This is a genomic window from Shewanella subflava (assembly GCF_025971955.1).
In the GTDB taxonomy this organism is placed as follows: domain Bacteria; phylum Pseudomonadota; class Gammaproteobacteria; order Enterobacterales; family Shewanellaceae; genus Shewanella; species Shewanella subflava.
Genome location: NZ_JAPDMX010000030.1, coordinates 197148 through 222246, shown reverse-complemented (window position 1 = coordinate 222246; position 25099 = coordinate 197148). Strand labels below are relative to the sequence as shown.

The 25099-nt window shown below is 41.5% G+C and carries 22 protein-coding genes and 1 tRNA gene; 16 read left to right on the top strand and 7 right to left on the bottom strand.

The window, feature by feature from the left end:
• The first annotated feature begins 11 nt into the window (after positions 1-11).
• On the top strand, positions 12-1838 hold the full coding sequence (edd, locus tag OHT75_RS15295) for a phosphogluconate dehydratase (protein WP_264728175.1): 1827 nt from the start codon (positions 12-14) through the stop codon (positions 1836-1838).
• Positions 1839-1856: 18 nt separating this feature from the next.
• Positions 1857-2498 (top strand): bifunctional 4-hydroxy-2-oxoglutarate aldolase/2-dehydro-3-deoxy-phosphogluconate aldolase, encoded by a 642-nt coding sequence (locus OHT75_RS15290; protein ID WP_264728173.1) that lies wholly within the window; start codon positions 1857-1859, stop codon positions 2496-2498.
• Between the two features lie 326 nt (positions 2499-2824).
• On the opposite strand, the gene pabB is transcribed toward OHT75_RS15290, so the two are convergent.
• Positions 2825-4264 (bottom strand): aminodeoxychorismate synthase component I, encoded by a 1440-nt coding sequence (gene pabB, locus OHT75_RS15285; RefSeq protein WP_264728170.1) that lies wholly within the window; start codon positions 4262-4264, stop codon positions 2825-2827.
• A 156-nt stretch (positions 4265-4420) separates the two neighbouring features.
• Here pabB and OHT75_RS15280 point away from each other — a divergent pair, with 156 nt between their 5' ends.
• From OHT75_RS15280 to OHT75_RS15260, 5 genes are all read left to right on the top strand, one after another.
• Positions 4421-5968 (top strand): fumarate hydratase, encoded by a 1548-nt coding sequence (locus tag OHT75_RS15280; protein WP_264728168.1) that lies wholly within the window; start codon positions 4421-4423, stop codon positions 5966-5968.
• Between the two features lie 136 nt (positions 5969-6104).
• Positions 6105-8150: a S9 family peptidase gene (locus OHT75_RS15275; RefSeq protein WP_264728166.1), complete on the top strand. Its 2046-nt coding sequence runs from the start codon at positions 6105-6107 to the stop codon at positions 8148-8150.
• A gap of 605 nt (positions 8151-8755) precedes the next feature.
• Positions 8756-9379: a YchE family NAAT transporter gene (locus OHT75_RS15270; RefSeq protein ID WP_406682037.1), complete on the top strand. Its 624-nt coding sequence runs from the start codon at positions 8756-8758 to the stop codon at positions 9377-9379.
• Between the two features lie 123 nt (positions 9380-9502).
• A tRNA-Ser gene (locus tag OHT75_RS15265) sits at positions 9503-9590 on the top strand.
• Between the two features lie 85 nt (positions 9591-9675).
• On the top strand, positions 9676-11046 hold the full coding sequence (locus tag OHT75_RS15260) for a DEAD/DEAH box helicase (protein WP_264728162.1): 1371 nt from the start codon (positions 9676-9678) through the stop codon (positions 11044-11046).
• A 76-nt stretch (positions 11047-11122) separates the two neighbouring features.
• On the opposite strand, the gene OHT75_RS15255 is transcribed toward OHT75_RS15260, so the two are convergent.
• Positions 11123-11353 carry a hypothetical protein gene (locus OHT75_RS15255; RefSeq protein ID WP_264728160.1) on the bottom strand — a complete coding sequence of 77 codons (231 nt, stop codon included), beginning with the start codon at positions 11351-11353 and terminating at the stop codon, positions 11123-11125.
• Positions 11354-11658: 305 nt separating this feature from the next.
• On the opposite strand from OHT75_RS15255, the gene OHT75_RS15250 reads away from it, so the two are divergent.
• The 8 genes from OHT75_RS15250 to OHT75_RS15215 all read left to right on the top strand — a co-directional run bounded on the left by OHT75_RS15250 (position 11659) and on the right by OHT75_RS15215 (position 17831).
• The gene (locus OHT75_RS15250) at positions 11659-13443 is read left to right on the top strand and encodes a DUF885 domain-containing protein (protein WP_264728158.1); all 1785 of its coding nucleotides are present in this window, start codon (positions 11659-11661) and stop codon (positions 13441-13443) included.
• 308 nt (positions 13444-13751) lie between these two features.
• A complete protein-coding gene (locus OHT75_RS15245) occupies positions 13752-14414 on the top strand; it encodes a response regulator transcription factor (protein WP_264728155.1) in 663 nt (220 codons plus the stop codon).
• A gap of 115 nt (positions 14415-14529) precedes the next feature.
• Positions 14530-15654 (top strand): M14 family metallopeptidase, encoded by a 1125-nt coding sequence (locus OHT75_RS15240; RefSeq protein WP_264728154.1) that lies wholly within the window; start codon positions 14530-14532, stop codon positions 15652-15654.
• 23 nt (positions 15655-15677) lie between these two features.
• The gene (locus tag OHT75_RS15235; protein WP_264728152.1) at positions 15678-15995 is read left to right on the top strand and encodes a zinc ribbon domain-containing protein; all 318 of its coding nucleotides are present in this window, start codon (positions 15678-15680) and stop codon (positions 15993-15995) included.
• The gene (locus OHT75_RS15230) at positions 15992-16273 is read left to right on the top strand and encodes a YeaC family protein (RefSeq protein WP_264728150.1); all 282 of its coding nucleotides are present in this window, start codon (positions 15992-15994) and stop codon (positions 16271-16273) included. The genes OHT75_RS15235 and OHT75_RS15230 overlap by 4 nt, the downstream gene beginning before the upstream one ends.
• A 368-nt stretch (positions 16274-16641) precedes the next feature.
• Positions 16642-17139, top strand: a complete 498-nt coding sequence (locus tag OHT75_RS15225; protein ID WP_264728148.1) for a hypothetical protein — start codon at positions 16642-16644, stop codon at positions 17137-17139.
• 128 nt (positions 17140-17267) lie between these two features.
• On the top strand, positions 17268-17444 hold the full coding sequence (locus OHT75_RS15220; protein ID WP_264728146.1) for a hypothetical protein: 177 nt from the start codon (positions 17268-17270) through the stop codon (positions 17442-17444).
• Positions 17445-17567: 123 nt separating this feature from the next.
• Positions 17568-17831: a hypothetical protein gene (locus OHT75_RS15215; protein WP_264728143.1), complete on the top strand. Its 264-nt coding sequence runs from the start codon at positions 17568-17570 to the stop codon at positions 17829-17831.
• A 244-nt stretch (positions 17832-18075) separates the two neighbouring features.
• Here the strand turns inward: OHT75_RS15215 and OHT75_RS15210 are convergent, their stop codons facing one another.
• On the bottom strand, positions 18076-18717 hold the full coding sequence (locus tag OHT75_RS15210) for a TetR/AcrR family transcriptional regulator (RefSeq protein ID WP_264728141.1): 642 nt from the start codon (positions 18715-18717) through the stop codon (positions 18076-18078).
• Positions 18718-18835: 118 nt separating this feature from the next.
• Between OHT75_RS15210 and OHT75_RS15205 the strand changes: the two genes are divergently transcribed.
• Positions 18836-19702 carry a LysR family transcriptional regulator gene (locus OHT75_RS15205; protein WP_264728139.1) on the top strand — a complete coding sequence of 289 codons (867 nt, stop codon included), beginning with the start codon at positions 18836-18838 and terminating at the stop codon, positions 19700-19702.
• A 125-nt stretch (positions 19703-19827) separates the two neighbouring features.
• Here the strand turns inward: OHT75_RS15205 and OHT75_RS15200 are convergent, their stop codons facing one another.
• From OHT75_RS15200 to sppA, 4 genes are all read right to left on the bottom strand, one after another.
• Positions 19828-20181 carry a cytochrome c3 family protein gene (locus OHT75_RS15200; protein WP_264728137.1) on the bottom strand — a complete coding sequence of 118 codons (354 nt, stop codon included), beginning with the start codon at positions 20179-20181 and terminating at the stop codon, positions 19828-19830.
• A 28-nt stretch (positions 20182-20209) separates the two neighbouring features.
• On the bottom strand, positions 20210-21730 hold the full coding sequence (locus OHT75_RS15195) for a flavocytochrome c (RefSeq protein ID WP_264728135.1): 1521 nt from the start codon (positions 21728-21730) through the stop codon (positions 20210-20212).
• A 310-nt stretch (positions 21731-22040) separates the two neighbouring features.
• Positions 22041-23054 (bottom strand): asparaginase, encoded by a 1014-nt coding sequence (gene ansA, locus OHT75_RS15190; RefSeq protein ID WP_264728133.1) that lies wholly within the window; start codon positions 23052-23054, stop codon positions 22041-22043.
• Between the two features lie 113 nt (positions 23055-23167).
• Positions 23168-25012: a signal peptide peptidase SppA gene (gene sppA / locus OHT75_RS15185; RefSeq protein ID WP_264728132.1), complete on the bottom strand. Its 1845-nt coding sequence runs from the start codon at positions 25010-25012 to the stop codon at positions 23168-23170.
• Positions 25013-25099: the final 87 nt, after the last annotated feature.

Sequence of the window (25099 nt, the reverse complement as noted above, 5' to 3'; positions counted from 1 at the left end):
GGAGTCTAAACATGCACTCAGTAGTTCAGGCAGTAACAGATCGTATTATCGAACGCAGTAAAAATTCTCGTAAAGGGTATTTAGCTGCATTGAATGATGCTAAAGCCAAAGGCGTTCATCGTAGCGCGTTAAGTTGCGGCAACTTAGCCCATGGTTTTGCCGCGTGTAAACCTGCAGAGAAAGATTCTTTGCGTCAGTTTACTAAAGCAAACATTGGTATTGTCACTTCATTTAACGACATGCTTTCTGCTCACCAGCCCTATGAAGATTATCCAAAACTATTAAAGCAAGCCTGCGAAGATGTCGGCAGTGTTGCTCAGGTTGCCGCGGGTGTGCCTGCAATGTGTGATGGTGTCACACAGGGTCAACCAGGCATGGAGCTAAGTCTCCTTAGCCGTGAAGTGATTGCAATGGCCACTGCTGTTGGCTTATCACACAATATGTTTGATGGTGCTTTACTACTGGGTATATGTGACAAAATCGTACCAGGTTTATTAATCGGTGCTCTAAGCTTTGGCCATTTACCGATGTTATTTGTGCCAGCAGGTCCAATGAAATCGGGTATTCCAAACAAAGAAAAAGCCCGTATTCGTCAAAAGTTTGCTCAAGGCTTAATTGGTCGTGAAGAGTTATTAGCTGCAGAGTCTGCCTCTTATCACAGTGCGGGTACTTGTACTTTCTACGGCACTGCAAACTCTAACCAGTTAATGCTTGAAGTGATGGGCTTGCAGTTACCTGGTTCATCATTTGTTAACCCAGATGATCCACTGCGTGAAGCACTTAATAAAATGGCGGCCAAGCAGGTGTGTCGTTTAACTCAATTAGGTACTCAGTACACCCCAATTGGTGAAGTGGTATGTGAAAAATCAGTGGTTAACGGCATCGTTGCGTTACTAGCCACCGGTGGTTCAACCAACCTGACGATGCACATTGTCGCTGCAGCTCGCGCAGCTGGCATCATAGTGAACTGGGATGATTTTTCCGATTTATCTGATGCAACACCATTATTAGCAAGGGTTTATCCAAACGGTCATGCCGACATTAACCATTTCCATGCCGCAGGCGGTATGGCTTTGTTAATCAAAGAACTGCTTGATGGCGGTTTATTACATGAAGATGTGAATACCGTTGCGGGATTTGGATTACGCAAATATACCCAAGAGCCTAAATTAATTGATGGCGAATTACGTTGGGTTGATGGTGTGACAGAATCACTAGATAAAGAAGTATTAACCCATTTGGCCACGCCGTTCCAAAAAAATGGTGGTTTGAAACTGTTAAAAGGTAACTTAGGCCGTGCGGTAATTAAAGTGTCTGCTGTGCCTGAGAAAAACCGCATTGTGGAAGCGCCAGCGATTGTGATTAACGATCAAAATGAAATTGATGCGTTATTTAAACAAGGCGCACTTGATCGCGATTGCGTGGTTGTCGTCAAAGGTCAGGGGCCGAAAGCCAATGGCATGCCTGAACTGCACAAATTAACGCCTTTCTTGGGCAGCTTACAAGACAAAGGCTTCAGTGTGGCCTTGGTAACTGATGGTCGTATGTCTGGCGCATCGGGCAAAGTACCCGCAGCCATCCATTTAACCCCTGAAGCGCTTGATGGTGGAATGATTGCCAAAGTGCAAGATGGTGACCTTATTCGCGTCAATGCAGTGACTGGCGAGTTAACGTTATTAGTTGATGAGACAGTATTAAATGCACGTGAAGCCAGCCTTGTTGATTTACATCATTCAAGTTATGGCATGGGGCGTGAGTTATTTGGTGCGTTACGCAGCAACTTAAGCAGCCCAGAAACCGGTGCAAGAAGCACCAGTGCACTTGACGAAATTTACTAATTAAAGGAAGAGTAACGAATGTCTGACAATAACTGGTCACTTCAACCACAAGATGTATTTAAGCGTAGCCCGATTGTCCCCGTTATGGTGATCAACAAGATTGAACATGCAGTACCGTTAGCAAAAGCTTTAGTTGCCGGTGGCATTAGTGTGTTAGAGGTGACGTTACGTACTCCATGTGCACTTGAAGCCATTGCTAAAATTGCCAAAGAAGTACCCGAAGCATTAATCGGCGCTGGCACGATTTTAAACGAAGCGCAGCTTCAGCAAGCAGTTGCTGCGGGTTCGCAGTTTATTATCACTCCAGGTGCAACGGTTGATTTACTTAAAGCTGCTAAAAAAGGTAATGTACCATTAATTCCTGGCGTTGCGAGTATTTCTGAAGTGATGGTGGGGATGGAATTGGGTTACACCCATTTTAAATTCTTCCCCGCTGAAGCCTCTGGAGGTGTAAATGCACTTAAGTCATTTTCAGGCCCATTAGCCAACATTCGTTTTTGTCCAACAGGCGGGATAAGCCCTGCTACATACAAAGACTATCTAGCCCTAGACAATGTTGATTGTATTGGCGGTAGCTGGATTGCCCCAAGCGATGCTGTTGACTCTGAAGATTGGGCGCGTATTACCCAGCTTTGTAAAGATGCATTAAGCGGCCTTTAACTCGTTTAAAAAATAACAGCCAGCAAATTTGCTGGCTTTTTTATTTTCAGCCCTACAATAGCTGATTAACTCAAGTGATAAGTGATAAGTGATAAATGATGCTGAGCTTTGCTAATTTGCGGTACAGGGTTCTCAATCAGGGATGATTTAGTAGAGCCTATAGATATATTAACGGCGTCTTGTTAACGCGTGGTAGGAAAACTCCCTTAGAGGGAGTGATATCAAAGCCACCTTTTTGAGAAGGTGGATTCTTTATTGGTTTTTTTAAGTCGATTACCACTATTACCCACAGATGATATGGGTAAACATTCGCTTCAAACACACTATTATTGCTGAGTGGTTTGCAATAAAGGTAAAATTTTGCTCACTTTATCAAAGCATTCCTGATATTCCGCTTCAGCGTTTGAGTCAGCAACCACGCCGCCACCAGCCCAACAATAAATACGATTATTTTCAGTCACCAAGGTGCGAATCGTAATGCTTGTGTCCATGGTGCCATCTTGGCTGATATAGCCAATACTGCCACAATACATACTGCGTCTTGACGGTTCTAATTCTTCAATAATCTGCATTGCCCGTATTTTAGGCGCCCCAGTAATAGAACCTCCAGGAAAACACGCTTTAAGTAGATCGCTGGCATCATATTGGCTAGCTAACTGAGCGGTAACGGTACTGACTAAATGGTGCACAGCAGGGAAGCTTTCAATGTCAAAAAGTTTGGGCACCTTAACGCTGCCTGCTGCTGCAACTTTGCCGATATCATTTCGCAGTAAATCAACAATCATTACATTTTCAGCACGATCTTTTTCTGAACAGCGTAATTTGTCCGCTTGCAATACATCGAGTGCTTCATCGTTTAACCTAGGTAAGGTGCCTTTAATCGGTTTGGTTTCAATATTGTCACCAGCCAGTTGTATAAAGCGTTCTGGTGAAATGGACAAAACAGTATGGTTAGGCAAACGCATAAAAGCAGAAAAGGGGGCTTTATTCGCTTGCGTTAATTGCTTATACGCTTGCCATTCATCACCTTGATAGTCGGCCTCAAATCTTTGGGTTAAGTTAATTTGATAACAGTCACCACTGAGCAAATAGGCTTGAACCCGATCAAAATGATTGAGATACGTTTGTTTATGCGTTTGATTACGCCATTCAGAAGTTAAACAAAATGCAGTCTGATCAGATTGTATGAAGGGGGCTGAAGGCTTGTTTATAAAATTGACTAAGGGGTTGTCGTGATCAACATTGTCGTAACGGATGAAAGACCAACTTTGCTGTTGATAGTCATAAACTAAGCACTGATCATAAAAGCCAATATTCAGTTCATTAAAGTCGATGTCTTTTGTTGCTGTGCTTGGCAGTTGTTCAATTGAGCGGCCTAAATCATAACTAAATGCCCCCACAGCACCGCCACTAAATGGATACTTGCAAGCTTGTTTAACCGGATATAACTCCTGTTGGCAATATTTTAACGCTGCAAATGGGTCAAGCGATGTCGCTTGTAGGTGATGGCAAATTTTATCGAAAATGGGTTGCAGAGTCTGATTAGTACGATCTTTTGCTTCAAATATGACTGTGCCATTACGGCTAACTAATGTGGCAATGGGGTTAACGACAATGATATCAAACCGGGCATCTTGATGTTGCGCATTTGCAGAATCTAACAGCATCGCCCAAGGTAAATGGCTGATGGATTCAAATAAGCTCTGGGTGGAACCTGCCCACATTAATGGTGTTATCGTTAATGGATTATCCCCACGCTGTTTCATCAATTCGCCTTATCTAAAAAGTGCTGTAGCCCAAAAAGGATGGAAAGAGTATCATATTGGCCATAAAAGGATTAATACCTAAATAATGTTGATTAAATCAACTGAACATAAAAACGAAAAACAAGTTAGGCCGCATGGCTGCTGGAGCGCCCCTATATGTCTATAAACACTGAATCGTCTGCTACACCTGTTATGATTAAACAGGCCGATTTCATTGAAAGTATTGCAGATTCTTTGCAATACATCTCATATTACCATCCTAAAGATTTTGTCGATGCTATGTACGGTGCATATCAACGCGAACAAAGCGTTGCAGCGAAAGATGCCATTGCACAAATTTTAATTAATTCTCGTATGTCGGCTGAAGGCAAACGTCCTCTTTGTCAAGACACGGGTATTGTGACCACGTTTGTTAAAATCGGTATGAATGTCAGTTGGGATAAAACCGACATGACAGTGCAGCAAATGGTTGATGAAGGTGTACGTCGTGCTTACACAAACCCAGACAATCCATTGCGTGCTTCAATTGTTGCCGATCCTGCTGGTGCCCGTAAAAACACCCGCGATAACACGCCATCTGTGGTGCATATTGATATGGTTGCTGGCAACCATGTTGAAGTGATGATCGCAGCTAAAGGCGGCGGATCAGAAAACAAATCAAAAATGGCCATGTTAAACCCATCTGACGATATTGCAGCATGGGTAGAAAAAACCTTACCGACAATGGGTGCAGGTTGGTGTCCTCCAGGTATGTTAGGCATAGGTATTGGTGGCACGGCTGAAAAAGCTGCTGTGATGGCAAAAGAGTCATTAATGGACCCTGTTGATATCCATGAATTAATTGCTAAAGGCGCTGAAACAACCGAAGAAAAGCTACGCTTAGATATATTTGAACGTGCTAACAACTTAGGTATAGGCGCACAGGGATTAGGCGGTTTAACCACGGTGTTAGATATTAAAATTAAATCAGCACCAACCCATGCAGCGTCTAAGCCGGTGGTGATGATCCCCAATTGTGCAGCAACCCGCCATGTTCATTTTCACTTAGACGGAACAGGCCCAGCAGATTTAGTGCCGCCATCACTTGAAGATTGGCCAGAAATCACCCGTGAAGCGGGTGAAAATACCCACCGTGTTAATTTAGACACAGTGACCCAAGCTGAAATCGAAACCTGGAAAAGCGGTGACACCTTACTGCTTAACGGCAAAATGCTAACAGGTCGTGATGCGGCGCATAAGCGTATTCAAACGCTGTTAGATTCTGGCGAAGGTTTACCAGCAGGTGTTGATTTTAAGGGTAAGTTTATTTACTACGTGGGTCCTGTTGATCCAGTAGGTAATGAAGTCGTTGGCCCTGCAGGCCCAACTACCGCAACCCGTATGGACAAATTTACCGACATGATGCTGGATAAAACAGGCTTAATGGGCATGATTGGTAAATCTGAACGTGGTCCACAAACTGTTGAGTCAATTAAGAAACACAAAGCCGTATACCTTATGGCAGTGGGCGGCGCAGCCTACCTTGTTTCTAAAGCCATTAAGAAATCTCGCGTGGTTGCCTTTGAAGATCTCGGTATGGAAGCGATTTACGAGTTTGAAGTACAAGATATGCCAGTAACTGTCGCGGTTGATTCTAACGGCGTTAATGCCCATGAAACCGGCCCGGCTATTTGGAAAGTGAATATTGCCAACAGTAAAGCTTAATTTAAGCTTGTCACTGTAAAGTAATGTGACTTAAACGCTCAAGGATCTTTATTCGTTAAGGGTTGCTTGAGCGTTTTGCTTTCGTTAATCTGCCAACAAATAAACACAACAAACCATCAAAGAGATAATCAATAACATGAAAACTTCTTCAGTGCTTTTGGCATTGGTTGCTGCAGGAATGGCAACGTCAGTGCATTCAGCTGAACCTTTTACAGTTCAGCATTTGGTTAATTTAAATAAAATTCATTCATATGCGGTTTCACACGACGGTAACACCTTAGTTTATGGTGTTAAAGTGATCGACGATAAAGGTGAGTCAAGCTCTGATCTTTATACATTAGACTTAACCAATAAGTCAGCAACGCCAAAACAGTTAACGTCTGCTGCAGGCACTGAGCATGATGTCAATTTTGCACCAGATAATAAAAGCATTTATTTTCTAGCCGATCGCAGTGGAACTAGTCAGCTGTTTCAGTTGCCACTAGATGGCGGTGAAGCTAAGCAAGTTACCGACTTACCGCTTGATGTAAATGGCTATAAATTATCGCAAGATGGCAAACAAGTTGTCATGACGTTGCGTGTTTTTCCAGAGTGTAAAGATTTAGCCTGCTCAAAAGAAAAATTCGCCGCTGAAAAAGAGCGTAAAACAACTGGCCGTGAATATAAGCAGTTAATGGTACGTCATTGGGATACCTGGGAAGACCATGCCCGTAACCATTTATTTGTTGCCAATATCAATGGCAACAAAATTACCGATGCGGTTAACGTCACCCAAGGCCGTGATACAGAAACCCCGCCAAAGCCATTTTCTGGTATGGAAGAAGTAACTTTTACTCCAGATGGTAAGTATGTCGTTTATAGTGCTAAAGCACCGAGTCGTGATCAGTCTTGGACGACCAATTATGATTTATGGCAAGTTCCTGTGAGTGGTGGCGAAACAGTCAACCTAACTGAAGCGAATAAAGCGTGGGATGCACAACCTACCTATTCAGCAGATGGTCGTTACATGGCTTATCTTGCTATGAGCAAACCCGGCTTTGAAGCCGATCGTTACCGCTTAATGTTACTTGATACCGTAACAGGTCAAGAAAAAGAAGTTGCCCCTTTATGGGATAGAAGCCCAAGCTCAATCAACTTCAGCAAAGACGGACGTACTCTGTATGTTACCGCTCAAGATGTTGGCCAAGTGTCGATATTTGAAGTAAATCCGCAGTTTGGTGACGTTCGTCCAATCTACAACGATGGCAGCAACAGCATCGTTGCGGTGACAAACAATAAAATCATTTTCAAAAATGCCTCTTTGGTTGAACCAGGTGATTTATACACCATCAGCTTAGAAGGCGAAAACCTACGTCGCCTAACTGAAGTGAACAAAGACAAAGTGGCTAAAATTCAATTCGGTGAATTTGAACAATTCAAATTTAAAGGTTGGAACGACGAAACGGTTCATGGTTATTGGATTAAACCTGCAAACTATAAAGAAGGTGAAAAATATCCTATTGCGTATTTAGTTCATGGTGGACCGCAAGGATCATTTGGTAATTCATTCAGTGGTCGCTGGAATGCCCAATTATGGGCGGGTGCGGGCTATGGTGTGGTGATGGTCGATTTCCATGGGTCAACCGGTTATGGTCAAGCATTCACTGACTCAATCAGTCAAGATTGGGGCGGTAAACCCTTAGAAGACTTGAAAAAAGGTATGGCTGCAGTGACTGAGCAGCAACCTTGGTTAGATGCCAATAATGCCTGTGCACTGGGGGGATCATATGGTGGTTATATGATGAACTGGATCCAAGGGCACTGGAATGATGGCTTCAAGTGTTTAATTAACCATGCTGGTTTATTTGATATGCGCTCTATGTACTACGTGACAGAAGAGTTGTGGTTCCCTGAATACGAATTCGGTGGTACATATCAAGATAACAAAGAGCTGTACGAGAAATTTAACCCAGTTAACTATGTTGAAAACTGGAAAACCCCAATGTTAGTGATTCATGGCGAAAAAGACTTCCGTGTGCCTTATGGTCAAGGTCTTGCGGCATTTAGCTTTATGCAACGTCAAGGGATCCCGTCGGAACTGTTAATGTTCCCAGACGAAAATCATTGGATTTTGAATCAAGATAACCTGCAACAGTGGTACAAAAATGTCTTTGGTTGGATGGATCGCTGGACAGCTAAATAACGTCAAATAGTGATTGATACTAAAATGTGATGTCAGCAATGACATCACATTTTTTTTGCTTTATGCAGATTTTTTATGGGGAAAGTTATGGGGAAGGTTTATGTCAATTGGTTCAATGGCTCCGGCTTGGTTTGGCTTCGTTATCCACAAATAATAGGTCATTCTGCGTCGCGAACTACTGAATTTACGGCTATTATTCTTCAGGCAAACTTTTTTACGCAGTGCCATAAAAATCCTTGTTAACATGTTATTAAACAGAAATTTTTTATTACATCTAATTGTACAGCAAAAAAGTCACCAATTACATAAATGGGTCATTTGTTTGGGCCAAATTACATATTTTAGTGCACATTGGTTGAAGTATCAGCAAATTCCGCGCTTATTCACTGCAGGTTTGATACTTGCTAATCAACATCTGTAGCTTAATTACATTTTTGTTTTGCTAACGCTGATTTTCCCCAGTAATCTGGTATCAAAATTTCTAATGTGAAATAGGCCTTTTTTATAGAAAATATCACTTCTATAAAGGCAAAAGTTACATTAAAGTAGCGCTCCTTTTGGTTTGCTAACACACAATCTATTTAGAGGGTCCCTCATTGGATTACATGCTCTACATTAAGTTCTTTTTAGGACTGTTGGCCATTATCAATCCCATCGGACTGTTGCCGGTATTTGTCAGTTTAACCAGCCATCAAACCGATTTAGAAAGAAAGCACACCAACAAAGTGGCTAACTTTGCCGTAGTTGTGATTCTGTTTGTCACCATTATCGCCGGCCAACATATTTTGAATATGTTCAGCATTTCATTGTCGGCATTTCGTATTGCTGGTGGTAGCTTGATTTGCATCATTGCGATGTCAATGTTGCAAGGTAAGATCAGTGAAGTAAAACGTAACCAAGAAGAAGATCGAGAGTCATCTGGGATGGAATCGGTAGCCGTTGTCCCTTTAGCTTTGCCATTAATGGCCGGGCCAGGTGCGATTAGCTCGGTGATCGTTTTCGCCGCAGAGCATAATAGCTTGATTGATTTTATTGGTATGTTCAGTACCGTACTTGTTTTCGGTTTATTGAGCTGGGCATTATTCAACATGGCACCCACCATATTTAAACTATTAGGTAAAACCGGCATTAACGTGATTACGCGTTTAATGGGTTTATTAATGTTATCACTGGGTATTGAAGTCATTGCAGCGGGTGTGAAGGGGTTATTTCCTCAGTTGATGGGTTAAATACTTAATGTTGCACAGCATTTGTGCAAACACTGAAGCCTTGGGTATTTTCGCTTGACCCACCAGCACCATTTGCGTAAAGTAGCGCCCGCAGAGTTGATTGGCTCTTTAAAACAATCTTAAGGTGACGTGTCCGAGTGGCTGAAGGAGCACGCCTGGAAAGTGTGTAAAGGGCAACCTTTCGAGAGTTCGAATCTCTCCGTCACCGCCATATTCTAAAAGAAAGACGTCTTCGGACGTCTTTTTTGTTTATAATGACTGCCTATTATTGCCAATCACCTTGTTTGAGCGCCTTTATGACATTTTTATCTCTTGGGTTAAGCCCCACTATTGTTGATAACCTAACAGCCTTAGGTTACGAGACTCCGACCGCTATTCAACAAAAAGCGATCCCTGAAATCCTCAAAGGTAAAAATGTCATTGCAGCCGCGCAAACGGGCACAGGTAAAACTGCCAGTTTTGTGTTACCTATTTTGCAACAATTGGCAAAAGCTGAAACGGTACGCAAGAAAAGAATGCGTGCGTTGATTTTAGCACCGACGCGAGAGTTGGTTTCGCAAGTTAACCAAAATATTGAACGCTACGCAAAGGGTTTGCCTTTGCGAACGATGGCGATGTATGGTGGCGTGGATCTTAAAGAACAAAAGGCGGCGCTAATCGATGGTGTCGATATTGTTGTTGCCACACCGGGAAGACTATTAGATTTATACACCCAACGTGCTTTGCATTTTGATGAGCTTGAAGTGTTAGTGTTAGATGAAGCCGATCGCATGCTGGACATGGGCTTTATTGAAGACATCAATAAAGTATTAGAAAAGTTACCCCAAGACAGGCAAAACTTATTATTTTCAGCCACCTTATCAAATCAGGTAAGGGTACTTGCCAAAACAGCCGTTCGCAATGCCGTTGAAATTACCCTTAACAAAGAAGTGGCAACTAAACCTAAAATCGAACAATGGCTCACCACGGTTGATAAAGATAAAAAGTCAGCGTTACTCAGTTATCTTATACAACAACACCAATGGCCGCAGGCATTGATCTTTATTGAAACCAAAGCAGGCGCGGCTAAGTTAGTGACCCAGTTAGCTAAACGCGACATTGTTGCCGAATGTATTCATGGCGGCAGAAGCCAAGTTATTCGTGAACAGCTATTAGCCGATTTTAAGCAAGGTAATATTCAATATCTTATCGCCACAGGTGTAGCCGCAAGAGGGATTGATATTGATGATTTACCCGTGGTGGTTAACTATGATTTACCGTTTCCTGCCGATGATTATATTCATCGAATTGGCCGAACAGGCCGAGCAGGCGCCAGTGGCTTAGCGATATCGCTTGTGTCTAAAGATGATTTCAAGAACCTGTGTATGATTGAAAGCCGATTAGGAGAACTGATTGAGCGCAGAGTGATAGACGGTTTTGAACCGAAAAAACCTATCCCAATCTCGGTGTTAAATTTTGTGCCAAAGGCCAGACATAAAGTCAATGACAGTAAAAATAGCCAACCAACATTATCTTTAAACCAAGGCAAAACAGCGGTGCGGGGAAATACTAACCAAGGTGGCACAGACCAACGCACACCGCAAGATAACAAAAAGTCAGTGACGCATAATAAAAAAGATACTAATAAGCCTTTACCGCCCAATCCGTGGGGCACACCTAAAAACTAGTCTTATTGGTCATTCCCCTTATTGTATGGACTGGGTAAGGGGAATAATGATTTACTTCAACAAGCTGCTATTGATATCAAGCATTATTGATTTTGTGTGATAAGTCATATGCATCGTCTGTCACCAAACGTTCAAGCACTTCAACTCTATCTCGTAATGCCTGCAATTCATCGTTAATGGATTTTGACTGATTACGGTATTCATTTGCCGCGTACAATTGCTTTTCTTTTAACTTCATTATGCTAATCACAAAACTCCCTATGATGGCTAAAATAGGGATAAGCAGTGCTAAAGTCGCCACGTTCATATTCAATCCTTGTGTCTTAAAAACTCAGTCATAGTGCTAATACTATGTATTTTTCAATTGCGGATTACCAGTGACATTTGTTTATCCGCCATCAATATGGCTAAAGGTTGGTTCAGCGGTCACCAATTTTATCGGCTATTCATTAGAATATAATTGTGTGACAAGACATTTCAAAGGTTGAAATAATTATGCAAAAAGCGAAAAAAGATGGTTAACTAATGGCAAACATTCATACCTAAATAGTCAACAAAGCGTTATACGCTATGGCTGTTTGGTTACATTAATTAAAACAATATAGGTTGGTTATGAAAAAGGCGTTAATCTCAATTGCTGTCGCAGTTGCTCTTACTGGATTGGCGGGGTGTAAAGACTCGGCAAATACCGTATCGACAACAACCACAACTACAACTTCAAATACTCAACAAGCAGTGACCTTGTCATTTGCTGATTTTTCTCAGGCATTTATTGATGATTTATGGCAGTTATCACCCACATGGGCAATGTATAACGGCAAACATGTTAATGATGGCTACCTTGAAGTACCCAACCAAGCCAGCAGAGATAAAACCTTAGCGTTTGTGGCAAAACAAAAAGCCCAATTGGCGACATTCGATCAAAAGACATTAACGCCAAATGAGCTGATTGATTACAAGTTACTTGAAAACCTAGTCAACAATTTTGAGTGGGATATTAATACCTTCAAATCATGGCAATGGGATCCATCCAGTTACAATGTGGCCGGTGGATTTGCGCAAATCATCAATGAAGATTTTGCTCCTCTTGATGAACGTTTAGTCTCAGTTATCGCACGTTTAGAACATGTACCGGCCTATTATCAAGCCGCACGCGATAATATTGCCGATCCGACTTTACCGCATACTCAACTTGCTATTCAGCAAAATCAGGGGGCATTTTCAGTATTAAGTGATGAACTTGCCGCTAAAGTGTCGGCCTCTGGATTAACGGCAGATCAAAAGCAATTATTCGACACCCGTTTTACAGCAGCAAAAGCGGCCATTACCCAGCATATCGAGTGGTTAACCGCGTTAGAAGCAACACTGCAAACCGAGGGCGCCCGCGACTTTAGAATTGGTGAAGCACTCTACGAGCAAAAGTTTGCCTTAGATATTCAAGCTGGCATGACAGCAAAACAGCTATATGAAAAAGCCGTGGCTGATAAAAACCGTGTTCAAGCGGAAATGGCTAAAATTACCCATGATATTTGGTCTAAGCATATTGCAACGCCTAAGCCTGAAGATGATAAGTTGGCGATTCGACAGTTGATTGATGTGTTATCGGCTAACCATGTTAAGCGGGAAAACTTTGTGGATGATGTGCGTCAACAAATTCCTGAATTGGTGAAATTCGTTAATGATAAGAAACTCATTACCCTTGACCCCAATAAGCCGTTAGTGGTGCGCGAAACCCCTGAATACATGCGTGGTTTTGCTGGCGCATCCATCAGTGCCCCTGGCCCATATGAAAAAAGCAGTAACACCTACTATAACGTGACACCGTTAGATGGCATGAGTGATGAGTCAGCAGAAAGCTACCTACGTGAATACAATCACTGGATCTTACAAGTGCTGAATATCCATGAAGCGATCCCAGGGCATTACACCCAGTTAGTGTATTCGAATGAATCACCAAGCCTAGTAAAAAGCTTATTCGGTAATGGCGCTATGGTTGAAGGCTGGGCAGTATACACAGAACGTATGATGCTAGAAGAAGGTTATGGCAACTTTGAACCTGAAATGTGGCTAATGTATTACAAGTGGAATTTACGCGTTATTGCCAACACGATACTAGACTACAGCATTCAAGTTAAAGGCATGGACGAAGCAGAAGCCATTGCCTTAATGGAAAATGAAGCGTTTCAACAACGCGCTGAAGCTGAAGGCAAATGGCGTCGTGCGACATTAAGCCAAGTACAATTAACCAGTTATTACTCGGGTTACCGTGAAATTTATGATTTCAGGGAAGAGCTTAAAACAGAGCAGGGTGACGCTTTCGACCTAAAGCAGTTCCATGAAACCTTTTTAAGTTATGGCAGTGCACCGGTTAAGTATATTCGTCAATTAATGAAGTAAGATTTTATCCATTAAACCAAACCTAAAAAAGCCTGAATATTCAGGCTTTTTTATCATAGCACCCACCATTTTGATGGTTGATCGATTTCATCATTACATCACCACAGTGAGTCCGTAAATCTTTATCCTTCCATTTCAAAAATGTCATGGCATTGGGCTACTGCACAAAAAAAATCGTATTTCACTCGATAGGCCAGATTATTTGGCTTTAAAAGATAAGCGAATGGGTCAATTATTTTAATCAAAAGTAGAAAAACCCATCACCACATGTTAATCTAAATGCAAATCGTTATCATTTATGGTGTGGTATGAAGAAAATACTATTAATCGAACAAAAAGATGAAGCAGGCTTTGATTTTGGTAAAAAATTAAATGAGTTAGGTTACCAGATTTGCATTGTCAACGATGCTTTTCAAGCATTAGTGCATTTAGAATCGCATTCATTTGACTTAGTGTTAGTCGATTTGGCTATTCCAAAAATGGATTCATTTTGGCTGCTTGTGGCCCGCAAGTGCCACACTCCAGTGATTACATTAGCGAATACCAATGATGTGCTTGAAAAATTGAATGCTTTTGAACTAGGAGCCGATGACTATTTATCTAAGCCCTTTAATATACGTGAGCTACAGCTGCGGATGAATGTCATTCAACGCCGTGGAAAGTTAATCGAAAATGCCAACAGGCAGACGATTATCGAATTTGATGATACCGCGTATTCATTAACCTGCAGCGGCCATAAAATTACTTTAACCAATACCGAGTACCGCCTGTTTAAATACCTTTATGAACGTCAGGGCGAAGTGGTAACCAAAGAAGAGTTACAACAACGAGTGTTACATAAAAAACTGGGTAAATTTGACCGTAATCTGGATATGCACATCAGTAATACCCGTCGTAAATTAGCGGATCGTAATTTATCCCGTGATTTAATCAATACGGTAAGAGGGCAAGGTTACAGCTTTAATTTTTAACAGTTCACACAAATAGCCGTATTTGGTAAGCTATGCCGATAAAAATAGCCAACACAAGCGCAATTATTGCAATAAAGTGGCGGCATAAGCGGTACAACTTACTAAAGGATTATCTATGCGGATCAGTGCAAATTTTGATGGCGGCAATATTGAAGTCATTAATATCGACAAACACGATGATATTCAACTTGCGATCAAACCTGATTTTGGTGGTGAGTTTTATCAGTGGTTTAATTTTCGTTTAGAGGGCGCAGTAGGCCAAACCTACACCATGCATATCAATAATGCTGGCAGCGCATCTTATCCAAAAGGTTGGCAAGATTACCAAGCGGTAGCAAGTTACGATCGCCAACAGTGGTTTCGCGTGCCTACATCTTATCAAGATGGCAAGTTAACCATTGAAGTTGAACTCGAGTGCGAAGCCATTCAAATAGCCTATTTTGCCCCGTACAGCTATGAGCGTCATTTAGATTTGATCAGTGAAGTGCAATTACACCCATCAGTTAGCCTAGAACATCTTGGCTTAACCTTAGATGGCCGTGACATGACGTTATTGAAAATCGGTGATGGCGACGAAGACAAGAAAAACATTTGGATCACCGCCAGACAGCACCCAGGCGAAACCATGGCTGAATGGTTAGTAGAAGGGTTATTAAGCCAATTGTTAGATGGTGACAACCCAACATCTAAGTCTCTACTCGATAAAGCTAATTTTTATGTTGTACCTAACATGAACCCAGATGGAAGCGTACGTGGTCATCTTCGTACTAACGCTGTCGGCACTAACTTAAACCGCGAGTGGCAAACGCCGAGTTTAGAAAAAAGCCCAGAAGTGTATTACGTTGTGAACAAAATGAAACAAACCGGCGTAGATTTATTTTATGACGTACACGGCGACGAAGGCTTACCTTACGTATTCTTAGCTGGTTGTGAAGGTGTACCAAACTACACAGATAAAATGGCGCAGTTACAAACCAAGTTTGTTGCTTCATTACAATTAGCCAGTGCTGATTTTCAAACGCAGTATGGTTACGACAAAGATGAGCCAGGCAAAGCCAATTTAACCGTAGGGTCTAATTGGGTAGCCAATACCTTTAAATGTTTATCTAACACCCTTGAAATGCCATTTAAAGATAACGCCAATTTGTCAGATCCCTTTGTGGGTTGGTCACCTGAGCGCAGCATTTATCTAGGTGAAGCGTCTTTACTGGCCATGTTAGCCGTCGTTGACGATTTATAATCAGTTAAGAAGGGTTTTCATTAATGGCGTTAATTGAATGTCCTATGTGTCAAAAACGGATTTCCAGCCAAGCAAAAGAGTGCAGCCATTGCAAAGTAAGTTTGGCGGGAAATACCGAAACATTATCTAAAATCAGCCATATTCAACATTCGAATAAGCTGATGAACCATAGCTTGTTTTGTTTAACCCTGTTTATTGGTGGCGCCGTCGCCTGGTTTTGGGGTGGAGAGCAAGCACAAGGCATACAAGCCATTGCAGCGGTGTCATGCTTTGTGATTGGTTTTGTAGGTTATTTAATCACACGAGTCAGACTCGTACTACATAAGCGGAAATCGGTATGAATGATATCAACAAAGTCATTGATGAAATGCCAGAGGAAGTTTATCTCAGACTCGTGTCAGCCACAGAGCTAGGTAAATGGGAAGACGGTACTGTGTTGTCGGAAGCCCAACGTGAGCACACACTACAAGTAATCATGTTGTACCAAGCGCGCAAGCTACAACAGACAGACCATTTCACCATAGCAGCGGGTGGTGGCATCAATGAACTGTCAAAAACGGAATTAAAAAAGCAGTTTAAAGGCGAAGCCATTGCTGAGTTTAAAGCCGCTGACATTTAGTCGTTTTGACTAATTGCTGATAGTAACAACTTGATAAAAGCGAGCCAATGGCTCGCTTTTTTACTTTTTAAACACTGCTGTTAAGTTCACTTACCTCTACTCAAGCTAGTCTGTTTACCATTCTTGCTATCAATAATGATTATTTAATCATAGCAGTCTGATATTAAAGGATTTTTACCTTATAAATCGTGTTGCTAGCCACTTTTAACGCGCAAGCACGGTTTGCTGAGTAGGTAAGGTTTAATAAAACATCTTTACATCAATAACATAGTAAATGTAGCATGTTATAAATCAATAACTTGAATGGCCGACTTTATCGGGCAAGCCCTTCAATAAGCTGTTAGCTGTTTTTCATATATTGGAGTCACATGATTAGTTCTCAAGAAATTTCAGAAATCGTAGAAAGTGGTCGTGTAATTTTAGAAAGAATGCCTCCTATACATGGCGGGTGTTTGTATATCAGCGCTTTGTTGGTAGCCATGATCAATGACAATACTAAATTAGATGCAAAGCTAGTAACTGGTAGCTTGGTTGTTAAAGGTAAAACTATATTTAGTCATTCAGATATAGGTGGGGCATTTTCTACTGGTAATGATGTCTTATCTAGCTGGGATGGACATGCTTGGGTTTCTATTTCCGGTATTGTTTTCGATTTTTCAATATTTAGAACTATTTACTCTGACCAAACGCCCAAAATAATATCTGATACATTTTTAAACTTATTTGGCGATATTTCTTATTTAGTTGGTCAATCGAACAAGCTTAATGAAATGGGCGTAGTTTATAAACAATCTGAGGAGCTAACCGACTCAAATGTTACGTCTTTAATACAAAGTGCTGATCGGCTCGGCTTAATAAACAGCTAACAAGGCCGTTAAACCAAGGACACAAAACAGCAGGCTTGTGCTCCTTCGTCGCCAATTTTAGCCTGCTATTTTGTGCCGTTTACGGCAAGCGTTAGCTTTAAATTCGTCGTCTCATGCTAGGAGTTAAAATGACACAAGAAAAAAATTTATTTGAAATTGATGATGATGAGATCACAGAGTGGTTTGATTCTGAAGATGAGACAAGCACTGCTGCTATCTCTGAAGAGATTTCACTAGAGAAGAAATACAGTGAAAGTCAACTGCGAGTAGTTCTGATAAAACATGGTAAACCGAAGCATACCTAAAACAATGCGTTTTAGGTTGAATCCCAATAATGAGTTGGATAGGGCGTTGTTCGCTACTTAACTATGCTTTTTACTAATGATTGCTATAATCGACCCGTTAAAGATAAAAATTAGGCCACAGACATGAAAAATGGTACACCAAAAGACTATAGCGAAGATATGTACAAGTTCTATTTTGAAGTTGGCGAGTGGGGCGGACAAGCTCTGGCTGTGATTGAATCGTTTCTGGGTCACACCCACTCAAACAACATCATACATTTGGAATTTGGCTATGAATTAACTATGCCTATTCAATGCGCACCAGATTTAGTGAAACGGTTAATTGAGAAAAATATTGGTGTTTATCAGGTCGTACGCGGTGAAAAAACACAAGAATCATGGCGATAGTGGTCAATGATACGTTAGCTTTGCTAATGGTGCGGTACAAGCTTCTAAATCAGGGATGATTTAGTAGAGCCTATAGGGATATATTTACGGCGTCTTGTTAACGCATTAACGCACGTTAGGAAAGATCCCTTTTAGGGAGTGATATTAAAGCCACATTCCTCAGAAGGTGGGTCTTTTACTTTTCACTCTAATTAGCGGCTAGTTATTAAGTCATTGTTCCTCAATCTGGTGTGGGCAATCAAGCTTAATGCTGCAATTGAGATTGTCTGGCAATCCAGTCTTGAAAAACCTGTTCGGTTGGAATGCGTTTGGCAGAATGTCCCATCAGCTGAGTTAAGGCAAAGCTAAATTGATAGTAGAGTTTGGGATCATCAAATCGTTTTCTACTGTCATCAATATTAATAAATGCGCCGCGCAAGTAATTCATCACTAAATCGAGTCGATCGAAACCTGCAACATGGCCAATTTGATTCATGGTATCGGCGTTCCATTGATAGGCTTGTGCGGTTAACTTTTGGTAGCGCTGGCGATAAATGTCACTGCAGTTGTTGAGTAAGGTTTCATTGGGTAGCACTCTTTCCATGACAAAATCTTGTTCAGATAATATGACGTACAACCGATGGCAATAATGGAATATAAATCGCAGGTAAGGATCAGGATAATGTTTATCATCAGCTTTTGCTTGTGCTAGCCATTGCTCAAATTGCGCACAGCCAACCGCCACCATTAAATCGGCTTCAGTTGTAAAATGGTTATAAATAGTCCCTTTTGAGATCTGGCTCGCTTGTACTAAGTGCGAGCGACATAAGTTAAATGTTTTATGTCCTTTTAAGCACCTCAAAGACACCTTGACCAAATAATTTCCCCTCTGTTCCCAACTACTCATGCTCGCTCCTGCATATGGCATATTTTATTGATCATGCTTCACAATCACACCATAACAAGCTTTTTTGCCCCCGGATATTGAGTAATACTGTTAGCACTATGAACTTTTATGATAACCAATGTTAAAAATAGAATTACTCGAAGGGTTTATTGCGGTCGCTGAGTGCGGCAATTTATCAAAAGCCGCTGACAGAATTTGTCGAACTCAATCGGCATTGAGTTTGCAAATTAAAAAGCTGGAAGAGAGTGTCGGCCAGCCATTATTTTTAAGAGATAATAAAGGCGTAACACTGACGGAATCGGGTAAAACACTGCTTAACTATGCCTATAAAATGATCCAACTCAGTTCACAGGCACTGGATGATCTAAAAGACTGTCAAAACAAAGAAATAATTCGTTTAGGTGTGCCGACTGACTATATCAAATGCTATTTAAGTAGTTGTTTGTTAGAGTTTATTCGTGAGTTTACTTGTATAGAATTAGTGATCGACACCGATGTAAGCGGCAATTTATATAAACGCTTACAGCAAGGTGAATTTGATGTCATTGTGGCAACCCATTGGTTATTACCCTCACAGGGCGAGTTATTATTTGAGCGCAAATTCCACTGGGTTTGCGCTAAAGGTGGCAACGCGCATTTAAGAGATACCATCCCGATGGCCTTATACCCTGAAAATTGTCCTATTAGGGCGCAGGTATTCGCGAATCACCAAATGTCTATGCGGCCAATCAATGTGCTACTTTCAACACCATCACCCCATGCTTTGTGCATGGCAGTTGAAAACGATTTGGCCATTGCGCCAATCGCAGAGTTTAGAATTACCGCTGATATGATGATTTTAGATGCAGCCGAACACAATTTACCGCCACTGCCGACATTTAATGAATCACTCTATTTAAATCCAGATACTCAAACAGAAGCTACAGCACAATTGATTGCGTTAATTAAAGCCAATGTGGAAGAGCTTTCCCGTTCTGGTGCGTAATCTAGCGACTGAAATTGTCATATCCTCAGCTGCAATCACAAGCATCTTACCCATAAAAGCCGCATTAATTTTTTAATGCGGCCTTTTCAACGGGAGATAACAAGGTGAAGCGAGCGTGTTAACAGCTACTCTTTGTGTTTGTCATATTTGAAGGTATGGCAGTTACTGCATAGTGGTTTTTTAGTTTCATGTTCACTATGGCATTCTTGGCAAGGTAGTTCTTTACCATAATGCAGGTTGTTGTGCGGGTTCTGCCATTTATCTTGTTCACTTCTTGCCGTTTTCTTTGCTAGCTCATCGATATCGTGACACTGTAAACAAGCTTGATCGGATGGAAATTGTTTAATGCCATTGTCATGACATGATTTACAATTCTTACCTATCACATCTTTATGATAATCTCTTATTTCTACGGCTTGTACGGATAAACTGGCTAAAGCTAACATACCCAGTGCAAGCATAATCTTTAATGTTTTCATCAATAATTCCTCTTGTTAAATTGCACTGTTAAGCTTGCATCATGCTACGTGCAGCGGTCATACCCATCACCATACATTCTGGGATTGAACAACTACCTAATCGGCTAACCCCATGAATACCGCCACACACTTCACCTGCTGCATATAAACCTTGAATGGGTGCACCAGTAAAACTGTCTTTGACTTCGGCTTTTGTATTAACCATTACGCCGCCTTGGCAGTAGTGAACCTTTGGCCATAAACGCACAACAGTGAAAGGGGCTTTAATATATTTATCAGCCGCTTTAGTCATGTTTTTACCAAACTGGGTGTCTTTGCCTGTTTTCACATAACCGTTATATTCCTCTATCTGTGCTTTTAGTGGTGCTAATGGCACATTGAAGTGTTCAGCTAGTGCTTCAATCGATTCGAACTTCCAGCCCACATTATATTTAATCACTTTTTCGGTATTGGGATGTTGTTTAGAGTCTTGATAACTCGTGATTAAAATGGGAGGTAAAGGATTACCTTGCTCATCACGACAGGCTAATTCGGCATCGGCTCGGGTTTTTCTGTCGGCAATTTCATCCATGAAACGCTTGCCCGTTAAACGATTAATCGCGATTGAATGAGGGAAATTATAAATTGAGTAGTTTGATACATACCCAAATCCACCTTCATCGGGCGATGCCCATGGGCCTGATTGAATATGGGCAAGATGCACAGGTATTGCGCCTAATCTAAACATTTCAAACATACCTTCACCGGTAGCGCCTGGGGCATTAGTACAGCCTACTTCAGCGTTTAAGGTGGGATCTTGCGCCATGCGTAAATTAACATTTTGTGCAAAGCCACCTGTGGCCATAATGACGCCACGTGTTGCGCGGATATTGATCACTTTACCTGGTTGGTCTTCACCAAAGTGGTAGTTTTCTCGCATTTTTATGCCTAACACTTCGCCTTGATTACCCACTAAGAAACCTTCAAATTTTGCGCGATTGTGGGTGTTAACGCCTAATTCACGACATTTTTTGAGTAAAGGTTGGGTGATTCCTGCACCGCAACTTACCGTTGTTTGATAAGTACGTGCGACTGAATGGCCACCAAGTTGTTGCAGGTAAGGGTGGTACTCTGAACCTGCATCTAATGTCATTTGCAATGCTTCCATTGCATGTGATGCAACATGACGGAGTAAGGCTTCGTCGGCGATTCCTCGACCCGATGCTAGTTGGTCAGCTACCATTCGCTCAACCGAGTCTTGAATACCTTCTTTTTGCTGCATTGGAGTAACAGGCGCTGCAAACAGGCCACCATTAATGGCAGAGTTCCCGCCAAAGTAGGACATTTTTTCAAAGATATGCACATCTTTAGCGCCCAGTTTTTTGGCTTCAATTGCGGCAGCTAGTCCTGCAAAGCCAGAACCAATAATGACAATTTCAATTTCTTTGTCCCATGCTATGCCATCAGCTTTTTCTGATATTGCCATTGCAGGCGCAACCATAGCCGCACCCGCTGCAATACCTAACCCCGTGATAAATTTACGGCGTCCTAATAGATCTATTTTATTCATAGGTCATCACCCTTTAGTTTTAATTGACCTAATCATCATAAAGATGGAATCCATTCCAAGATGAGAGCAAATGTTAATTTTGTGGCTGGCAGGTTGATTAATTGTCACTAATCAATTGTAGGTAGCATTTATCCTAAAGTGTGTTAACAAGCAGGTGTTTTGGAAAGTGTTCCAAATTGTTATCGAGACCAATATAGGTTGGTTAATTGATGTGAATAGGTGCAATTAAATTCAAAGCAAAAATAAAGCTCATCAAGTGATGAGCCTATTATTTTTACTTCTGACTAGCCTAATATGCTAAATAGTATGATTAATCAATCGATAACTCGCCTATTAGGTTTAGCTGCATCGATTTTTTAATCTCTTCTGGTGTTAAATTTTTTGATAGCAAATAATGCAGTTTTGCTAAGGCAGCTTCTATGGTCATATCCATTCCGCTGATGACTCCGGCTTTTGCCAGTGAGTTGCCGGTTGCATATCCGCCCATATTGACCTTACCTTGAAAGCATTGGGTGAGGTTAACTAGCACAATACCGCGCTCATCGGCTTGTTTTAAGGCTTGTAATAGTTGTGGATCTTGCGGCGCATTACCAACACCAAATGTAAGCAAAATAAGGGCTTTAACGGGTTGCTGCAGCATATTTTCAAATATTTGGGTGGAAATGCCTGGGTATAACGTAACCACCCCAATAGGCTGGGGTTTAATTTTGACTACGTCTAATGGGTAGTTAGTTGGCTCAGATATCTTGCCAGCTTTTATATTAATTTTAATCCCTGCTTCAAGCAGCAAAGGGAAGTTTGGCGAGGCGAATGCATCAAAACCATCGGCATGGGCTTTGGTAGAACGGTTGCCCCTAAACAATTTATTATTAAAGAATAAACACACTTCAGCAACAGGGTAGTTAGCCGCAATGTACAAAGAGTTTAATAAATTGGTTTGGCCATCAGAGCGCAGCTGCGCCAGCGGGATTTGCGAACCGGTAACAATAACAGGTTTCGATAATCCTTGTAGCATAAAAGACAGAGCTGATGCGGTATAGGCCATGGTGTCTGTACCGTGCAAAATCACAAAGCCATCGTATTTTTCGTAATTGGCTTTTATGTCGTCTGCAATTAATTGCCAATCGGTGGGTGCCATATTTGATGAGTCAATTAACGGGCAGTATTCGTGAATAACGAAACTGGGCATCTCGTCATGGTAAAACTCTGGCATTGATTGAACGCAATCAGTTAAGAAACCTGAAACAGGGGCAAAACCATTAGCGGTTTTTTGCATGCCTATGGTACCGCCTGTGTAGGCGACGTATATTGCGCGCTTGGTCATTGTGCTACTCATGAAATTTTTACGAATTGTGTAAATTATACGAGTTATATTGATTAATCGATATAAAAAAGCCTGCAATGCAGGCTTTTTTTATCGAATATTTATTTTATGGTTTAGAAGTCACATTGCTCGCAATATAAGTACATACCCTGTGGATCATCAAACTTAGCAAATTCTTCGATAACTTCGCTCCACTGCATTAACATGGTTTCAAGTATGGAAGATTTATGCACTGATTGTGGAATATACTCAGCCGAAGCACCAACAAGCTGTTGAATAAATTGCTGCTCGGTGGTTAATTCATGTTCAATGAGTTTAGTATCAAATTGGTCCATTTTGGCTAATTCGGCAGCTTTAGCAATCGCTTGTTTCATATCACCAATTTCATCGACTAGGCCTAACTCAAGCGCACGCGTTCCTGTCCAAACCCGTCCCTGAGCAATATTGTCTACCTGCTCAAGTGTCATATTACGTTCGCTAGCAACCAGCGAAATAAACTCATGATAACCACGCTCAATATGACGCTGAATGACAGCTTTTACATTCGGGCTTAAACTGCGAACTGGCGATAAACCTGCCCAGTCTGAAGTTGCTACACCGTCCGAGTTTACACCTAAATGGGTGAGGGCATCTTCAAATGTGGCAAACATGCCAAATATGCCAATGGAACCGGTTAATGTGGTTGGCGTAGCATAAATATAATCGGCACTGGCAGAGATCCAATACCCGCCTGATGCCGCTAAACTGCCCATACTGACAACAACGGGTTTGCCTGCATTTTTAAGGGCTAAAACCTCCTGACGAATTTGTTCAGAGGCGAATGCACTGCCGCCAGGGCTGTCTACCCGTAAAACGACGGCTTTAATCTTGTCATTCAAACGTGCTTTACGTAAAAATTCTGACGTGGTGTCGCCACCAATTTGCCCCGCGGGTTGCGCACCATTAAGAATGTTGCCTTTTGCGACAATAATACCTACAGCGTCTTTTTCAACAAATTGCGGTAATGGCGCGGTTAGTGACAAATAATCATTAAAGCTAATTTGACGGAAAGTGTCGCCGTCTTTATTCGCGCCAACCTGTTCTATCATGGCTAGACGGAATTGTTCAGCCGATACTAATTCATCTACCCAGTGCATGTTCATGGCCATTTGAGCACTGTCGCCTTCGGCTTTGTCTAACTGGGCAAGGTAGGTATCGGTATCCAGCACCAGTTGATCTGGGCTGATGCCACGGTTTTTAGCAACAATACTAGAATAACTCTGCCAAATGTCAGCCAATAGCTGGTTGCTGGCTTCTTTGTCTTCGTCTGACATGTCATCACGGATAAATGGCTCTACAGCCGATTTAAAGGTGCCAACACGAAATACGTGGGTATTAATCTTCAGTTTTTCTAACGCTGACTTATAGAATAAGCGGTACCGGCTTAATCCGTCTAAACTGACCATGCCCTTGGTGTTTAAAAAAACGGTGTCAGCGTAGCTGGCTAAAAAGTACTGATTTTGGCTATAACCATTTTCCATGGCAATAACCTGTTTTCCCGCGGCTTTAAATTCATTTAAGGCATTACCGATATCGGTCATTTTACTCACACCGGCTGATTGTAAATTGCTTAAATTCAGCACAATGGTAGTGATACGAGTATCTTGAGTGGCATTTTGAATAACATAAAGAATGTCTGCTAATAATATTTCAGCATCGGGATTGTCATTATTGCCTTGAGACAAAATTGCTTCAAACGGATCCACAAAGCGTTTTTGATCAACAATATTACCCGAGAGGTCAAGCACCAAAGCTGTTTGATTATCTAGTACAATTTCTTCCTCTGATGTGGCTAAGGCAATCACAATGATTGCTAATACAGTGAAAAAAATGAAATTAATAATCAACTTACGTGTGGTATTAATAATATTCCAAAGAAAGGTGAATAATCTTTGTAAAAACGGCGGTTTAGCGGACATCAGCCACTCCTTTAACATTCTAATGTTGTCATCCTAACTGAAAATGCAAAAAAATGGTAAATTCAATTGTAAACGATTTTGACAATC

Bases quoted from the DNA above. Each gene is read 5' to 3' on its own strand.
- edd (WP_264728175.1), top strand. From the start codon at position 12: ATGCACTCAGTAGTTCAGGCAGTAACAGATCGTATTATCGAACGCAGT.
- OHT75_RS15290 (WP_264728173.1), top strand. From the start codon at position 1,857: ATGTCTGACAATAACTGGTCACTTCAACCACAAGATGTATTTAAGCGT.
- pabB (WP_264728170.1), bottom strand. From the start codon at position 4,264: ATGAAACAGCGTGGGGATAATCCATTAACGATAACACCATTAATGTGG.
- OHT75_RS15280 (WP_264728168.1), top strand. From the start codon at position 4,421: ATGTCTATAAACACTGAATCGTCTGCTACACCTGTTATGATTAAACAG.
- OHT75_RS15275 (WP_264728166.1), top strand. From the start codon at position 6,105: ATGAAAACTTCTTCAGTGCTTTTGGCATTGGTTGCTGCAGGAATGGCA.
- OHT75_RS15270 (WP_406682037.1), top strand. From the start codon at position 8,756: ATGCTCTACATTAAGTTCTTTTTAGGACTGTTGGCCATTATCAATCCC.
- OHT75_RS15260 (WP_264728162.1), top strand. From the start codon at position 9,676: ATGACATTTTTATCTCTTGGGTTAAGCCCCACTATTGTTGATAACCTA.
- OHT75_RS15255 (WP_264728160.1), bottom strand. From the start codon at position 11,353: ATGAACGTGGCGACTTTAGCACTGCTTATCCCTATTTTAGCCATCATA.
- OHT75_RS15250 (WP_264728158.1), top strand. From the start codon at position 11,659: ATGAAAAAGGCGTTAATCTCAATTGCTGTCGCAGTTGCTCTTACTGGA.
- OHT75_RS15245 (WP_264728155.1), top strand. From the start codon at position 13,752: ATGAAGAAAATACTATTAATCGAACAAAAAGATGAAGCAGGCTTTGAT.
- OHT75_RS15240 (WP_264728154.1), top strand. From the start codon at position 14,530: ATGCGGATCAGTGCAAATTTTGATGGCGGCAATATTGAAGTCATTAAT.
- OHT75_RS15235 (WP_264728152.1), top strand. From the start codon at position 15,678: ATGGCGTTAATTGAATGTCCTATGTGTCAAAAACGGATTTCCAGCCAA.
- OHT75_RS15230 (WP_264728150.1), top strand. From the start codon at position 15,992: ATGAATGATATCAACAAAGTCATTGATGAAATGCCAGAGGAAGTTTAT.
- OHT75_RS15225 (WP_264728148.1), top strand. From the start codon at position 16,642: ATGATTAGTTCTCAAGAAATTTCAGAAATCGTAGAAAGTGGTCGTGTA.
- OHT75_RS15220 (WP_264728146.1), top strand. From the start codon at position 17,268: ATGACACAAGAAAAAAATTTATTTGAAATTGATGATGATGAGATCACA.
- OHT75_RS15215 (WP_264728143.1), top strand. From the start codon at position 17,568: ATGAAAAATGGTACACCAAAAGACTATAGCGAAGATATGTACAAGTTC.
- OHT75_RS15210 (WP_264728141.1), bottom strand. From the start codon at position 18,717: ATGAGTAGTTGGGAACAGAGGGGAAATTATTTGGTCAAGGTGTCTTTG.
- OHT75_RS15205 (WP_264728139.1), top strand. From the start codon at position 18,836: ATGTTAAAAATAGAATTACTCGAAGGGTTTATTGCGGTCGCTGAGTGC.
- OHT75_RS15200 (WP_264728137.1), bottom strand. From the start codon at position 20,181: ATGAAAACATTAAAGATTATGCTTGCACTGGGTATGTTAGCTTTAGCC.
- OHT75_RS15195 (WP_264728135.1), bottom strand. From the start codon at position 21,730: ATGAATAAAATAGATCTATTAGGACGCCGTAAATTTATCACGGGGTTA.
- ansA (WP_264728133.1), bottom strand. From the start codon at position 23,054: ATGACCAAGCGCGCAATATACGTCGCCTACACAGGCGGTACCATAGGC.
- sppA (WP_264728132.1), bottom strand. From the start codon at position 25,012: ATGTCCGCTAAACCGCCGTTTTTACAAAGATTATTCACCTTTCTTTGG.